General features: G+C 46.6%; 18 protein-coding genes. All 18 read right to left on the bottom strand.

The window, feature by feature from the left end; translation table 11 throughout:
• Positions 1-109: 109 nt before the first annotated feature.
• Positions 110-811, bottom strand: coding sequence for a carbohydrate-binding family 9-like protein (locus Q0Z70_RS00265; protein ID WP_298071634.1), 702 nt, complete (start codon positions 809-811; stop codon positions 110-112).
• A gap of 41 nt (positions 812-852) precedes the next feature.
• Entirely contained in the window at positions 853-1,932 is a 1,080-nt protein-coding gene (locus Q0Z70_RS00260) for an aminoglycoside phosphotransferase family protein (RefSeq protein ID WP_298071516.1), read from the bottom strand.
• Positions 1,933-2,267: 335 nt separating this feature from the next.
• The gene (gene tyrS, locus Q0Z70_RS00255) at positions 2,268-3,560 is read right to left on the bottom strand and encodes a tyrosine--tRNA ligase (RefSeq protein WP_298071514.1); all 1,293 of its coding nucleotides are present in this window, start codon (positions 3,558-3,560) and stop codon (positions 2,268-2,270) included.
• 79 nt (positions 3,561-3,639) lie between these two features.
• On the bottom strand, positions 3,640-4,287 hold the full coding sequence (locus Q0Z70_RS00250; RefSeq protein ID WP_298071511.1) for a TatD family hydrolase: 648 nt from the start codon (positions 4,285-4,287) through the stop codon (positions 3,640-3,642).
• Between the two features lie 12 nt (positions 4,288-4,299).
• The gene (yidD, locus tag Q0Z70_RS00245) at positions 4,300-4,521 is read right to left on the bottom strand and encodes a membrane protein insertion efficiency factor YidD (RefSeq protein WP_298071632.1); all 222 of its coding nucleotides are present in this window, start codon (positions 4,519-4,521) and stop codon (positions 4,300-4,302) included.
• Complete coding sequence (rnpA, locus tag Q0Z70_RS00240; RefSeq protein ID WP_298071509.1) at positions 4,521-4,931, bottom strand: ribonuclease P protein component; 411 nt, start codon at positions 4,929-4,931, stop codon at positions 4,521-4,523. Before rnpA ends, yidD begins: the two co-directional genes overlap by 1 nt.
• Positions 4,932-5,681 carry a uroporphyrinogen-III synthase gene (locus Q0Z70_RS00235; protein ID WP_298071507.1) on the bottom strand — a complete coding sequence of 250 codons (750 nt, stop codon included), beginning with the start codon at positions 5,679-5,681 and terminating at the stop codon, positions 4,932-4,934.
• Between the two features lie 4 nt (positions 5,682-5,685).
• A complete protein-coding gene (locus Q0Z70_RS00230) occupies positions 5,686-6,417 on the bottom strand; it encodes a DUF4271 domain-containing protein (protein WP_298071631.1) in 732 nt (243 codons plus the stop codon).
• Positions 6,417-7,004 carry a TIGR00730 family Rossman fold protein gene (locus Q0Z70_RS00225; RefSeq protein ID WP_298071629.1) on the bottom strand — a complete coding sequence of 196 codons (588 nt, stop codon included), beginning with the start codon at positions 7,002-7,004 and terminating at the stop codon, positions 6,417-6,419. The genes Q0Z70_RS00230 and Q0Z70_RS00225 overlap by 1 nt, the downstream gene beginning before the upstream one ends.
• A 128-nt stretch (positions 7,005-7,132) precedes the next feature.
• Positions 7,133-8,425 carry a methionine adenosyltransferase gene (metK, locus tag Q0Z70_RS00220; RefSeq protein ID WP_298071504.1) on the bottom strand — a complete coding sequence of 431 codons (1,293 nt, stop codon included), beginning with the start codon at positions 8,423-8,425 and terminating at the stop codon, positions 7,133-7,135.
• A 216-nt stretch (positions 8,426-8,641) separates the two neighbouring features.
• Positions 8,642-9,679: an endonuclease/exonuclease/phosphatase family protein gene (locus tag Q0Z70_RS00215; RefSeq protein ID WP_298071502.1), complete on the bottom strand. Its 1,038-nt coding sequence runs from the start codon at positions 9,677-9,679 to the stop codon at positions 8,642-8,644.
• Positions 9,676-10,149, bottom strand: a complete 474-nt coding sequence (folK, locus tag Q0Z70_RS00210) for a 2-amino-4-hydroxy-6-hydroxymethyldihydropteridine diphosphokinase (protein ID WP_298071501.1) — start codon at positions 10,147-10,149, stop codon at positions 9,676-9,678. The genes Q0Z70_RS00215 and folK overlap by 4 nt, the downstream gene beginning before the upstream one ends.
• 3 nt (positions 10,150-10,152) lie before the next feature.
• A complete protein-coding gene (gene queA / locus Q0Z70_RS00205) occupies positions 10,153-11,211 on the bottom strand; it encodes a tRNA preQ1(34) S-adenosylmethionine ribosyltransferase-isomerase QueA (protein WP_298071499.1) in 1,059 nt (352 codons plus the stop codon).
• A 31-nt stretch (positions 11,212-11,242) separates the two neighbouring features.
• Positions 11,243-11,950, bottom strand: a complete 708-nt coding sequence (gene truB, locus Q0Z70_RS00200; RefSeq protein ID WP_298071497.1) for a tRNA pseudouridine(55) synthase TruB — start codon at positions 11,948-11,950, stop codon at positions 11,243-11,245.
• Between the two features lie 24 nt (positions 11,951-11,974).
• Positions 11,975-12,772 (bottom strand): undecaprenyl-diphosphate phosphatase, encoded by a 798-nt coding sequence (locus tag Q0Z70_RS00195; protein ID WP_298071495.1) that lies wholly within the window; start codon positions 12,770-12,772, stop codon positions 11,975-11,977.
• A gap of 3 nt (positions 12,773-12,775) precedes the next feature.
• Positions 12,776-13,039: a DUF3098 domain-containing protein gene (locus tag Q0Z70_RS00190; protein WP_298071493.1), complete on the bottom strand. Its 264-nt coding sequence runs from the start codon at positions 13,037-13,039 to the stop codon at positions 12,776-12,778.
• A gap of 32 nt (positions 13,040-13,071) precedes the next feature.
• A complete protein-coding gene (locus Q0Z70_RS00185) occupies positions 13,072-13,953 on the bottom strand; it encodes a permease-like cell division protein FtsX (RefSeq protein WP_298071491.1) in 882 nt (293 codons plus the stop codon).
• The gene (locus Q0Z70_RS00180; protein ID WP_298071490.1) at positions 13,950-14,852 is read right to left on the bottom strand and encodes a class I SAM-dependent methyltransferase; all 903 of its coding nucleotides are present in this window, start codon (positions 14,850-14,852) and stop codon (positions 13,950-13,952) included. The genes Q0Z70_RS00185 and Q0Z70_RS00180 overlap by 4 nt, the downstream gene beginning before the upstream one ends.
• Positions 14,853-15,021: the final 169 nt, after the last annotated feature.

Here is a 15,021-nt window from a genome sequence, read left to right as displayed (position 1 = left end):
GAAGAACCGTGTTCCTGCCGAAGAGCAGTCCCGTCCCTTACCGGTTGCACCCTTACAACCGGGCATCTGTCGGCTTCTATTCGGCAATGTACAAATTGATGGCTATAATTTAATCAAATCGCAACAGACCGAAAAAATAAGGGCAATGGAAGTCTGGTTTCGGTAAATCTATGGGGTTCCAAGAAAGGAAATGGGGCGTTTGTAGTTTGTCGCCGCATTTATAGAAATTGGCACGTACCGATTTCCCGTCTAAAGATTGGATATGATGTAGAAAGAATGCAGAGAATGGGATTATCAATGCAACTTCCCAGCTGCATTCCCCTATTCGTTCTTCAAAATGATCTTTACCCAAAGAGGACCATCGTGACACTTGATTTAAGACCTCTTGGGGAGCATGCCGGCGGTTGGCACGTGTTGCACCGGCACCTATCAACAAGGTGCCGGTGCAATTACACTCCACGTTATAATAAATATCATCACCGCCGGGCATGGAGAAAAACTCCACGCAGGCATCTTCCCAGACGGGGCCATTGTCGTGTCCCGCTACGGCGCGTACCGATTCTTCCGTTACCTGGTAGTGGAGCAATATGGCATTGCCGGTATAGGCAATGCCATATTCTACTTGCGGACGATAAGGGTAACTGTCCTTCCAATTTACATTGGCAATAGACTGATATGTAATGTGCTCTTGCTTGAAGAGAGCAGGAATTTCTTCTACCGATATTGCATCGACATTTATTTTTCTTACAGTCAAATCTTTCATGCCTTTATCTTGATAAGAGTTACCATGCGCATTGAATGACATAAGCATCAGCAAGCCGAAAATCGGTCGGCTGAAATGACTTATCTTCATTAGATGCAAGAAGCGATAAAGTCTTTCATGGCCGCAGTATGCTCTTCTGCACTCTGCAACAGCTTGAATTGGGCTTTTGTACGTACCAGATTGTGTTCGGGATACTGTATCTTGTAATAGGTGTCACCATTAATGTAATCTGCCAAGAAGCGTACACATTGCATGTAAGGGAACAAGGCCGCAGCGTAGGGCAGGTTCTCTATTTCGATGGGAAGCAGGAAATCTTTGGCCGATTCCAAATAACCTTTGGTGAAGGCTTTGAAAATTTCCATGTTGAAGTTTACGTTGTCCAAGTTCTTGTCATCCTCAAGTCCGGTATTGGCTGCCGAGCGGAGGAAATCTCCGTAGTCAGAGAATATGAAAGAGGGCATTACAGTATCCAGGTCGATTACGCAGAGTACGGAGCCGTCTTCGTCAAACATCATGTTATTTACTTTGGTATCACAGTGGCAAACGCGCTTAGGAAGTTTTCCTTCACGATACAGACGTTCGGCTTTGCACATTTCTTCTGCTCTGCGTTCTATTTCGTCCAGATAATGCTGCACTTCTTTTACTCTTCCTGCGGCATCGGCAGCTACGGCATCGTGAAGTTGTTTGAGACGGAATTCCATATTGTGGAAATCGGGGATTGTTTCGCCCAATGTGTCGGGAATGTCGGCAAGCATGGCTTGGAAATTACCGAATGCCTTTCCTGCATAATATGAATATTCAGGATTTACAGTCTCGTATGTTTTGGCGCGGGGGATAAAAATCATGATACGCCAGTAGTTTTCACCATCGAACCAATAAGTTTTTCCATTGTCTGCAGGTAGGAATTGCAATACTTTTCGTTCAATATCGGATTCCCCTTTTTCCTGTAGTTTCGTTCGGATGTGTCGTGTTACAGCTTCGATGTTTGCCTGTAACATGTCTACATTCTGAAAGATTGCATGATTGATGCGCTGCAATACGTAGTCGGGGTTGTTGTTCTCGGTTATGACTTTATAAGTGTCATTAATTAAGCCTGAGCCTAACGGCTTGATTTCACGAACGGCATCTGCCAGCTGAAAGTGAGATACAATAGATAAAAGGTCTTTCATGATTAAAATGATTAAATAAATAAATTAATACTGATGAATGGCCAAAAATAGGCATTTAAATAGACATAACCGAAAAAACGGAAATAAAAAAGAGAAAGATGGCATAAAAACTTTGTATTGATGAGAATGGTATGCTTTGGATTGGTACCGGATATGCGGACTTATAGATTGGAGAAAGATAATCTATACGGTTGGCGTGCTGAAGTGGATAGTTGGCAATGAAAACAAGTATATTGTGATAGAATAAAAGAACTACCCAAGAATACGCCTCGTGTCGTAACCTTGAGTAGTTCTTATTCTTTTTATGGTTTTAATCATGCGTGCGCCTTAAGGGCTTATTTCGCAATAATTAAGTAGTAGTTCTTTTTACCGCGTTGAACCAACAGGTATTTGTCATCCAGCAGGTCGGCTGTGGTAATTACTTGGTCGAAAGCCGTGAGTTTTTCTTTATTCAGTGATACGCCACCTCCTTGAACCAGTTTGCGCATTTCGCCTTTCGAAGCGAATACAGCTGCATTTTCGACGAATAAGTCTACGGCTTTCACTCCAGAAGTCAGTGTATTGCGTGATACTTCGAATTGTGGAACGCCTTCGAATACGGAAAGCAGTGTTTGTTCGTCTAATTTCTTCAGAGCTTCGGATGTCCCGCCACCAAAAAGTATGTTCGAAGCTTCTACGGCTGCGTTGAAGTCTTCTTCGGAGTGTACCATAATAGTTACTTCCTTGGCCAGACGTTTCTGAAGAACGCGCAGGTGTGGAGCAGCTTCATGTTCGGCAGTGAGTGCCTCTACTTCTTCTTTACTTAGAGCTGTGAAGATCTTGATATAACGCTTAGCATCTTCGTCGCTTACATTCAACCAGAATTGATAGAATTTGTATGGAGAAGTATAATGAGGATCAAGCCAGATATTGCCGCTTTCGGTCTTACCAAATTTACCACCGTCTGCTTTGGTAATCAGTGGACAAGTTAAAGCGTAAACTTCACCTCCGTTTGTGCGACGGATTAATTCGGCGCCTGTTGTGATATTACCCCATTGGTCGCTACCTCCCATTTGGAGTTTACAGCCCTTGGTCTCGTATAGGTGGAGGAAATCGTATCCTTGTAACAACTGATAGGTGAATTCAGTGAACGAAAGGCCGTCGCGGGCTTCACCGTTCAGACGTTTTTTCACGCTGTCTTTTGCCATCATATAATTGACGGTAATGTGTTTACCTACTTCGCGGGCGAAATCCAGAAAACTATAATCCTTCATCCAGTCATAGTTGTTTACCAGCTCGGCATGATTGGGAGCATCAGAGTCAAAATCCAAGAATTTGCTCAACTGCTTTTTCATACCTTCCATGTTGTGGCGCAGGGTTTCTTCTGTCAACAGATTACGTTCAGCTGACTTGCCGGAAGGGTCACCAATCATACCTGTTGCGCCGCCAATCAATGCCAAAGGCTTGTGCCCGCAACGCTGAAAGTGACGCAGAATCATGACACTGCACAAGTGCCCGATGTGCAAGGAGTCGGCTGTAGGATCAAAACCAATGTAAGCAGTTACTTGTTCCTTGGCCAGCAGTTCTTCCGTGCCCGGCATCATATCGTGGAGCATGCCACGCCATCTTAATTCTTCTACAAAATTCATCGAATGATTGATTGTTTAATGATTTGATATATAGTTATACCTGCCGCAAAAGTACGACCTTTCTTTGAAGAAACAAAACTTAATGTTTAAAAAAGACACGTCGTATATTGGCGGAAACTGTTTCCATGATTTCTTTGTCGGTTATGCCGCGAAGAAGCGCAGCTTTTTTGTATAAGTCTGCGATAGGTACGTTACTTTCGTCCGTTTCCAGTAACAGACGGTTGGCTGGTGTCTGTTTCAGAGCTTCTTCTTGATAGTTGGCACCGAAGGAAAGATATAGACCATGACGCACAAGTTCAAGAGCTAATTGTACCTTACCACGAAAACCATGGATAATCCAGGGCTCGCGAGGTGACAATTCTTTTTTCAGGGTCAGTAATTCTGCTGTGGACTTTACCAGATGGAGAATTAAGGGTTTGTCGACTGCTTCAGCTACAAGAGCTTGATAGCGTAATGTTTCCATTTGTTGAGGTAAAGGAGTCTTTATGAGCCTGTCTAATCCGGTTTCGCCTATTGCCAGCACTTGCGGATGATATACCAACGACTCGAACTTTGTCTTAGATACGGTTTCCTTCCAGTCGCAATCATTCAGGCTCCAGGGGTGGATGCCTACGGAGTACCAGTTGTCTTTCTGGGGGTAGAAAGCGTTGGGGCGGCAGCAGACAATGGCTTCGCCCGGTACGGATGGAAACTGATGGGTATGGATGTCTATGGGATAAGGTTGCATGGGATGAACTGTTTAGGGGACGGGATCGTAACCCGAACCACCCCACGGATGGCAGCGGAGGATTCGTTTGATAGCTAAGTAGAGTCCTTTAATCGGGCCGTGTTTCTTTAGTGCTTCTACGGCATATTGAGAACAGGTGGGTGTGAAACGGCAAGATGGAGGAAGCAGCGGTGATATGCACCGTTGATAGAAGTAAATGGGGAGTAATAGTAGGTATGTCAATAATTTCCAAATCATTCAGCAGACGGGGCCATCTGTTCGACCGAAATTTCTTCAACGATGCGTGCCAGGGCGGTTTTCATTTTTTCTTCCACCAATGTAGAATCCATCAGCTCGTCGGCCAGGTAAATGAAAGCGATGGCTAATCTGTACTCCTTTTTGTTCAATGCATCTGAATCGAGCAGTATTGGTTTGTTCATGCGGTAAGCCTCACGTATCTGACGTTTTACGCGATTCCGTTTAACTGCTCGTTTGAAGCGGCGTTTGGATACGCTGATCAGAATGGATGCCTGCACATCAAGTTCTTCTACCGGTAGCCATACTACCCGTAAAGGAAAAATAGAGAAGGAACGCGAGCCTCCCGCGAACATCTTCTCTATTATTTTTTTCTTGTTCAGCCTTTCGGGCTTTCGCAATCTGTTCACTTATTCCTTATTGTTCTCCTTAATAAACATGTCAAGAGCCACCGTCATTGAAGGGGCTTTTACACTGGGAGCTTCCAAGTCGAGACGTAGTCCGGCATCGCGTACAGCCTGTGCTGTCGTAGAACCAAAAGTACCTATCTTAATATCTTTCTGCTCAAAGTTAGGGAAATTTTTTTGCAGAGAGGATACTCCTGCAGGACTGAAGAACACCAACATGTCGTAGTCGAATGTTTCACCCGGTTGGAAGTCATTGCTTACCGTGCGGTACATAATGGCTTCACTATGTTGAATTTTGTTCTTGTCCAATGTGTTCTTGATGTCGTCAGTATGTACATCCGACATGGGTACCAAATAATTTTCCGTTTTGTGCTTCAGTATGGCTGGCAACAAGTCGTCAAACTTGCCGGTCTGGCCAAAAAATATCTTACGCTTCCGGTATTGTACATACTTCTGGATATAGAGTGCGATAGACTCGGTTAAGCAGAAGTATTTCATAGTTTCCGGGATCGTAACACGCAGTTCTGCGCACAAATGGAAGAAATGGTCGATGGCGTGGCGGGATGTAAAAACCACAGCAGTATGGTCTAAGATCGAGATCTTCTGTTGTCTGAACTCTTTTGCAGAAATGCTCTCCACTTTAATGAACGGACGAAAGTCTATTTTTACTCCGTACTTTTCGGCTATATTGTAGTATGGAGACTTCTCTGAGGCCGGTTTCGGCTGCGATACAAGCACTTTTTTAATTTTCAACGTCCTAAAATTTTATTATCAAATAATCGTTTAGTTGTATCAGCCCGCTGTATAACATAATGCAAGGGCTGATTTCAAGGGCACAAAAGTATAAAATTAAAAAGAAACTGCCGAACAAATTGTGACAAAAAAGCTTTATCCATTTGTATAACATCAATATTTTAACCAAACCAAGTAGGGAAAGACCGATTATAACATAATTTTGCAGACTGAGATTGAGATAGATTGCCATAAGGATGGAGAGAAAAAGTCCGAAGCCCATATAATATAAGAGAGTGGAATAGGATGTCATCCAGAAATCGACTGTCCCTTTGTCAAAGAAAATCCATCCAAGCATAGAATAGACAGACCATTTTAGAAAGAAATATAATATGCAACCAGCTATGTAGCTGAATAGAAGGAATGAGGACGGTGTCGTGCGGACTATTTCAGGGTAGAGGTCGCTGAAGCAGATGAATAGGTAAATGCCGGCCAGTACGCAAGTTTGGAGGATTAGTATCAGTAGAAAGCGGGTGTCTGTTCCTGATGATATTGCAAAGATGCTGGATCGTTCGCGGTGCATAATGAAGTCTTTGCCTAACTGGAGCAGGAATTTACGGTTGCGGGAGAGCATGTAGGATGATAACAGGAAGCAGCACAGCAGCAACAGCGCGATAGTGTCGTCACGTCCTGGCAGATAAGGCAAGGGAATACCCTGTTCTGAGATGGATAGGGCCTGGAACAGCGGTGAAAACATCATAGGGTAGTGAATTTACGGAAGGAAACGTTCCAGATGGGAGTGGTCTGTATTTGTGTTACGGCCTCTTCAGGTGTATGGGCTACACACCAGATGTCCATGTGGCGGGCACCTATGAAATGCTCTTCGGCCGCGCGAGCGAACATTTCGAGTAGCGGGCCGTAGTAGTCTTTTACGTTCAGAATAACGATGGGGTTCAGATAGAGGCCCAGTTGTTTCCAGGTAATCACCTCGAGTAGTTCTTCCAATGTGCCACATCCACCGGGTAGGGCGATAATGGCATCGCTCAGGGCTGCCATTTTCTGTTTGCGCTCGTGCATGGTGTCGACTTTTATCAGTTCGCTCAATCCTGTATGATGCCAGTTCTGCTCTACCATAAAACGGGGAATGACGCCTGTCACCTGCCCTCCAGCCGCCAATGCTGCATCGGAAACAGCTGCCATCAGTCCCATATTTCCGGCTCCGTTGACTACACGGATACCATTCCGGGCCAGCAAGGTTCCCAATTTACGGGCTGTTTCAAAATATATAGAATCGATTTTCGTACTCGACGCACTATAGACACAGACTGCATTAATCTTATTCATCATGATGACACGGATTGGTTTTGCAGGCAAAGGTACATGATTTCGGTCAGAAAAGTACACTTAGGAACAAAAAAACGAGAGTGCGCCCCTCCTTTGACACACCCTCGGAAAGAACAAATACCGCTTGATTATAATCCGAAAGCGACTTTTACCTTATCTACATAGTCAAGCTTTTCCCAGGTGAAAAGTTCTACCGTAACATCCTTGTTGCCTTCGTAACAACTGCAGAAATGTTTGGTTACAATTTGGGGCTCACGACCCATGTGTCCGTAAGCCGCAGTTTCCTGATAAATGGGGTTACGCAATTTCAGACGATCCTCGATAGCCTTGGGACGGAGGTCGAAAATTTCGTCAATCTTGCGAGCTATCTCGCCGTCGCTCATATTCACATGGCTGCGTCCGTAGGTGTTGACGTAGATGTTGATGGGGCGTGCCACACCGATGGCATAGCTAACCTGTACCAGGATTTCATCAGCCACACCGGCTGCAACGAGGTTCTTGGCAATGTGACGGGCAGCATAAGCAGCCGAGCGGTCTACCTTTGAAGGATCCTTGCCAGAGAAAGCACCACCACCGTGTGCGCCCTTTCCGCCATAGGTATCAACAATAATCTTGCGCCCTGTCAGACCGGTATCGCCATGCGGGCCTCCGATTACGAACTTACCGGTAGGATTGACGTGATAGGTGATGTGGTCGTTGAACAGAGCAAGTACCTTCGGGGCATGGATAGAAGCGATGACACGAGGCATCAATACTTCGATTACATCTTTGCGGATGATGGCCAGCATTTCTTCGTCGGCCTTCAGCTGGGCGGCCTCCGTATCATCGGCCGGCTGGATAAAGTCGTCGTGTTGCGTAGAAACGACGATGGTATCAATGCGTACAGGTGTCCCATTGTCGTCGTATTCGATGGTCACTTGGCTTTTGGCATCGGGACGCAGGTAGGTCATCTGCTTGCCTTCGCGACGAATGTCGGCCAACACCTGAAGGATGCGGTGTGCCAAGTCGAGCGAGAGCGGCATGTAGTTTTCTGTCTCGTTGGTGGCATAGCCGAACATCATACCTTGGTCGCCTGCACCTTGCTCCATTGGATCCTGACGTTCCACACCACGATTGATGTCGGGACTCTGCTCGTGGATGGTACTCAGCACACCGCACGAGTTGCTTTCGAACATATATTCGCCTTTTGTGTAGCCAATCTTCCTGATGACTTCACGTGCAATGAGTTGGAGGTCTACGTAAGCCTTCGTCTTCACTTCACCGGCTAGTACTACCTGTCCGGTTGTTACCAGTGTTTCACAAGCTACCTTCGAACTGGGGTCGTAGGCTAGCAGTTTGTCAAGTACAGCGTCCGATATTTGGTCGGCCACTTTGTCGGGGTGTCCTTCAGACACCGATTCGGATGTAAATAAGTATCCCATTTCAATAACAGTTAAATAATTAATAAAACAAAGTTTGAATGGGAAAGTTCAGCGAGTAGAAGTATCGGCATTGTGGCCGTACTATTCAGAAAAGTATGTGTTTTAGCATTTTTTTCTGTGGTTGCAAGCTACTCAAATCTTTCCACGTAGTTATTTCGGGTGCAAAGGTAGCGTTTTTTCTTCAAAGAACGATGCTTTAGTCAAAATTAACGTTGCTCAAAGATTATTTTTTAGTCTGAAAGTCACCAGTAATCCCTTGTGGTCGGTAGGCCATACACCTAAAGGCAGTAGGAAACGGTCTTTTGATTCTTCGGGCATACGCTTGCTGTTGACAATGGAGCTACGGGGGCCAAAGATAACGGCATCTATCAGTTCAATGGCCGGATGCGGATGGTAGAATACATAGTCTATCCGGTCGCGTTCGTCGACTTTGGGCGCCCACGTCAGTCTTTCGACAGAAATCTGTGGATTGTCGGCAGGGAAAGTAAAACCGGGATAGCCGAGGACGTCAGGATAGAGTTCACGGTATGTGTCTACAAAGCCGTTGTTGTCTAAAAGCAGAGGAACCGTCCAGGGCACAATCAGGCCGTTATGGTCGAACAGGTCTTTTGTTTCGCGCGTCCAGTCGAGGTGCGATGGTTCGTTGAAGTCGCCGCCTAATATTACGATGATGCCTTCGGCAATATCATTCTTTGCCTCAGCAATGAAGTTGCGGATAGCATCATCGCGCAAAGAAGCATCGTTCACCTGCAATACTTCACATACCGTCTGTGGAATGGGAATCTCTTTCCAAGTGAAGCCATCATAACCACGTGCGTTGTAATAAGCGTCGTTCAGGTAGTCTAAATGGGCAGTATAGACAGCTATCCGATGTCCGTGAATGGAACTTACCATTTTGTAAATGCTTCCGTGGTCATCCTTTAAAGGGAAAACGGTCAACGAATCGGTAATTGGATAACGGCTCAGCAGTCCCGAATCGTAGCTGAAAAAGGAATAATAAGTCTCGCCACGTTGCTTCAACGACTGGACGATACGGTCGCAAAAACGGGTATTTTTATAATTTCTCACTTCGCTGAGCGTTACAAAGTCGGGCTTCAGGCGGACTATCTCGTCCACAATGGCATCATATCCTCCTTTCACCTGCGTACCTTCCTGCCAGATATTCCATTGCAGCACGGTAAATTCATTCTTCTGTTGTGCCCTTATACACAAGAAAATCCAAAGAAGCAGGCTGAACAGTCCTAATTTTTTCATATTCCTTTTTGTTTTGACAAGATTTGATGTGCCAGTTCGGGAGCTATTTCATTTAGCGGTCTCATTACAAAATCGCGGAAGTGCATCAATGGGTGGGGCAGCTTCAGTTGCGGAGTGTCTACGAACACTTCTTTCTTTAAAGCATCCAGGCAAATTAACAGGTCAATGTCGATGATGCGATCGTGATAGATACCGTCTACAGATTTATCTGTACGTCCCATCTCGCATTCCACAGCTTGCGTAGCTTCCAGTACCTGCAAGGGATGCAGTGCCGTATCAACCCGGCAGGCTGCATTCAAAAAGCCGTTTGCGGAGTCAAATCCCCAAGGAGCAGTTGCATAAAAAGCAGATAGGGAAACCACTTTCCCTATCCGTTTTTCTATCTTCCAAACAGCATTACGAAGATTTTGTTCCTTATTACCGAGATTGGTACCCAGACCTAAATAATATATAAATGAAGAATCCTTCATTGATTATTTATCTGTGATAAGCATGGCGTCACCATAGGTGCCAAAACGGTACTCTTCCTTTAAGGCCACGTCGTAAGCATGCATCACCTGTTCATATCCTCCGAAAGCAGCCACAATCATTAGCAGGGTAGAAAGCGGCATGTGGAAATTCGATACCATTGCATTGGCTACCGTAAAGTCATAGGGCGGGAAGATAAATTTGTTTGTCCAGCCGTTGTAGGTCTTCAGATGGCCATCGGTGCTGACGGTGCTTTCGATAGCACGCATTACGGTTGTGCCTACGGCGCATACCTGTCTGTTCAGATCCTTGGCATGATTTACGATATTCACAGCTTCTTGATCTACAATCATCTGCTCGGAGTCGGTCTTATGCTTCGTCAGGTCTTCCACATCAATTTCGCGGAAGTTGCCTAAACCTGCATGTAGGGTGATGTATGCGAAGTCGATACCCTTGATTTCCATACGTTTCATCAGTTCGCGGCTGAAGTGCAGGTTGGCTGTCGGAGCTGTTACGGCACCTTCGTGGCGTGCAAAGATGGACTGGAAACGTTCCGCATCCTCCGGTTCTACAGGACGGTTAATGATGCTGTGAGGCAGCGGCGTCTCTCCCAATGCGTAGAGTGCCTTCTTGAATTCATCGTGCGGGCCGTCGTAGAGAAAGCGCAGGGTGCGTCCACGTGAAGTGGTATTGTCAATGACTTCGGCTACCATTGAATCGTCGTCGCCGAAGTAGAGCTTGTTTCCGATACGTATCTTGCGGGCAGGGTCGACGAGTACGTCCCACAAACGCAGTTCTTCATTCAGCTCGCGCAACAAGAATACCTCGATACGGGCTCCTGTTTTTTCCTTGTTACCGTACAGACGGGCAGGGAATACTTTGGTGTCATTGAATACAAACACGTCCTTGTCGTCGAAATAGTCCAATATGTCCTTGAATATCCGATGTTCTATTTCTCCTGTCTTGCGGTGCAGCACCATCAGGCGCGACTCATCCCTGTACCGGGTGGGATGTAAAGCGATCCTTTCCTCAGGAAGCTTGAATTTGAATTGCGACAGTTTCATATCTTTCCTTTCTTTTTATATTAGGTTGATTTTATTGTTCTTCTTCTGTTTCTATCTCTTGTGCATCAATCCAGTCCTTGAAGTCGAGCGGATTAAGGCAGTCCTCAATGCGGACATCCCCCACGCGTGTACGTTCCAGAGCTGCCAGATGGGCACCGCTGTTCAGCGCCTCGCCGATGTCGCGGGCCAGGGCACGGATATAAGTCCCCTTGCTGCATACCACGCGCACCTTTATTTCGGGCAGGTTGCATTCCAGCAACTCTATCTCGTCGATGACGAGCAGCTTGGGCTTCAGTTCCACGTCCTCGCCTTTTCGAGCCAGGTCGTAGGCACGTTTCCCGTTCACCATACAGGCTGAGAAGGCAGGAGGTACCTGCTGTATTTCACCGACAAAACGCTGAAGCGTTTCCTCTACCAGTTCGCGGGTGATGTGATTCGTCGGATAGACGGCATCTATCTCGTGCTCCAAGTCGTAGGAAGGGGTCGTGGCACCCAGCCGGATGGTGGCAATATACTCCTTCGTGTGATACTGAAGCTCTTCTATTCGCTTGGTAGCCCTGCCCGTGCATACAATCATAACTCCCGTAGCCAAGGGGTCAAGTGTGCCGGCATGGCCTACTTTCAACTTCTTTACACCCAGTCGTCGGCAAATGTGGTAGCGTACATGTCCCACCACCTTGAATGACGTCCAGCCCAGCGGCTTGTTCAGGTATAAGAGTTCTCCTTTTTTGAAATTCACGTTTCTCTGTCTTTATAATAATCATCAAAGCAGGTTCAGTACCAACGTCAGTGCACCGGCAATGGCGCAATAGATACCGAAATACACCAGTTTGCCCTTTTTCACGATGTTAATCATCCACTTGCAGGCCAGGCAGCCCGATACGAAAGCGGCTGCGAAGCCTACTATCAGCGAAAGGGCCGGTATGTCGCCTGCAATAGCCTCGCCCTTCATCAGCTTCATGCCGTCGAGCAACGCCTCACCCAGAATGGGAGGAATGACCATCAGGAAAGAGAACTGGGCCAGCTTGGCCTTGTCATCGCCCAGCAAAAGGCCTGTGGCGATGGTGCTGCCCGAACGCGAAAGGCCTGGAAGCACGGCGCAAGCCTGTGCCAGACCGATGATAAAGGCGTCTTTCTTCGAAATTTCGGCCTTCTGACGGGGTTTATAATAATAGGAGAAGGTCAACAGGATTGCTGTCAGCAGCAGGCAGCATCCCACCACTAACAGACCCGATCCGAAGATAGCTTCTACTTTGTCCTTGAAGAATACCCCCACGATGCCGATCGGTATCATTGAGATGATGATGTTGATGACATATCGGGTCTCTTCATTCATCCGAAATTTAAATAATCCTTTGAATATCCAGTCAATTTCCTTCCACAGGATGACCAGCGTACTGAACACCGTGGCAACATGCACCATGATGGTGAAAGCCAGATTTTCCTCTCCTTCGATGCCAAACAGAGCCGAACCTATAGTCAGATGTCCGCTACTGCTCACCGGCAGATATTCTGTCAGTCCTTGAAGAAGTCCAAGGACCAGTGCTTCAAACCATTCCATCTTTTATGATTCTTTCAATTGTTCTTGTTCTTTTCGTGTTTCCTCTGTCTTGGGTTTGCGCAGTACGGCGTATATCATGAACACAAAGCCCAACAGACATACGACGGGGGCCACTTTAATGCGGCGTACACTGAAAATGTCCGACTCGAAGTGCGTCGGAGTGGAAGAGGGCCCCGTCATCAGTAAGAAACCGATGATGACTACAACCATACCGATAGCCAATAAAAGGAAGTTGGTCTTGTCGAAAGCAAACTTTTTCTTATTCATATTCTTAAATCTTTTTTATAATCTGACTGAATTTAAATGCGATAAAGCGCACCGGCTTTCATGCGGAGGTATTTGTTGACCGAGAAAAGGGCGCATAGCCATGTGATAAGCACACCAAAAAGCAATACGGCTATTGATACCAGCAGCATAATTTGAGGCGTAACGACTTTTACCAGTTCAGGCTCCTTTTCTACTAACCAGGTAGCGGCAGCCCACAGAAGGCCGTCGGCCAAAGCAGCTGCCAATACACCTGTCCAGAAGTTACGGTACAAGAAGGGACGCCGGATGAAACTCCAGTTGGCTCCCACCAGCTTCATGGTGTGTATCAGAAAGCGTTTGGAGTAGACAGCCAGCCGTATGGTATTGTTAATCAGTGCGAATGAGATTAAGGCCAGTATGACGGCGAGGCCTAACAGCAGCAAACTGATTTTACGGATGTTGTCGTTCACTGCATTTACTAATTCTTTTTGATAAAGCACGTCCTGTATATCGGTGTTTTTTCGGATTTGCTTTTCTATTTTGGCGATACTGTCCGCGTTGGCATAGGCCGATTTCAACTTCACTTCGATGGAGGCCGAGAAGGGATTATAGCCCAAAAATTCTTGCGGATCGGTGCCCATCGCTTCGGTTTGTTCCTCTAAAGCCTGTTTTTTGGAGATGTATTCGGTGCTCTTCACGAAGGGTTCCTTATCCAAGTCCTTTTGCAGGCGCAGGATGTCACGCTCCTTCATGTCGTCGCTGATGACGATGGAGAAATTGATATTCTCTTTTACATACACCGACAGGTTGTGGGCAGCCAGTACGAAGAATACGACCATGCCCAGCAATAGCAGAACCAGTGTCGTGCTGATGCAGGAAGTAACAAACTGCATGTCAAAGAGGGAGGTCGTGTGATGGGTATGTTTGGACTTCATAAACTCTTTTTTCTGAATACATAAATCATTGAACTGCTGCGCTCTTTTTGCACCAACGAACTGAACCATGCCAGTGTTCCCGTCAGCATCCCGCGCAGGAAGGGGAGCGAACGGTTCATGTAGCGCTCGGAAAGCATGGATACATAGAATGCGTCGAACGGCATCGGATGACGTTCGGACATGATGAAACCATGCTTCGAAGCAAGCTGCTGAATAGTGGAGGGAGTGAAGTGCCACAGGTGCCGGGGCACATTGTAGGCAGCCCAATAGGCTCCATATTTGCGGGCATCGTATGAAGAGCAGTTGGGAACGGCTGCCAGCAGCATTCCTTTGTCTGTCAGCAGGGTGCTCAGGGTTTCCCATGTCTCGTTCAGATGCTCCAGATGCTCCAATACGTGCCAAAGCGTGATGACGTCGAAACTGCCCGATTCATAACCTTTCAAGGCTGTTTCCGGTTGTACATCCAGCCCGAAATGCACCCGGGCAAATTCGCGGGCGGAGGCATTCTTTTCTATGGCTTCCACTTGCCATCCCAACTGCTTCATCGTATCGGCGAAATAGTCCGTACCTGTACCGATGTCGAGCAGGCGTCCGTCTTTTCGGTGGGTGACACGCATCACCAGCTTCGCTTTCCGCTTCAGCATGTAGTGACGCACCCGATGATAGATGCGGTTCATGGCGCCCTTCTTCGTATCCGAATGGGAAATGTAGTCCGGTGTTTCGTAATAACGGCCTATTTCAGCTTCTGTCGGAAAATCTTGCGTGAAGAGGAAACCGCAATGACGGCAGCGGCATAAATGAAAGGCTTCGCCTGTAGCATAGTGGTCTACACAGGTAAGCGTCCTTTCCAAATGATTTCCGCCGCACAGTGGACAGGTTGTTATAGTGAGTGTATTCATTGAAATTCCGGCCTGCGGTGGCATGCCCTCGGATCATTGGGGCATAGCACACCTAAATTTGATGCAAAATAACAAATAAAAAGTGATTTACGTGCCTTTTGTTAAGGAGATTTAAGACATGGGCCTATACGTCTGCATGCTTTGTTCCCTTGTCTTTTCTATCCGTTGT

This window comes from uncultured Bacteroides sp. (genome assembly GCF_947632445.1).
Classification (GTDB): domain Bacteria; phylum Bacteroidota; class Bacteroidia; order Bacteroidales; family Bacteroidaceae; genus Bacteroides.
This window is presented reverse-complemented; position numbering and strand designations above follow the sequence as displayed.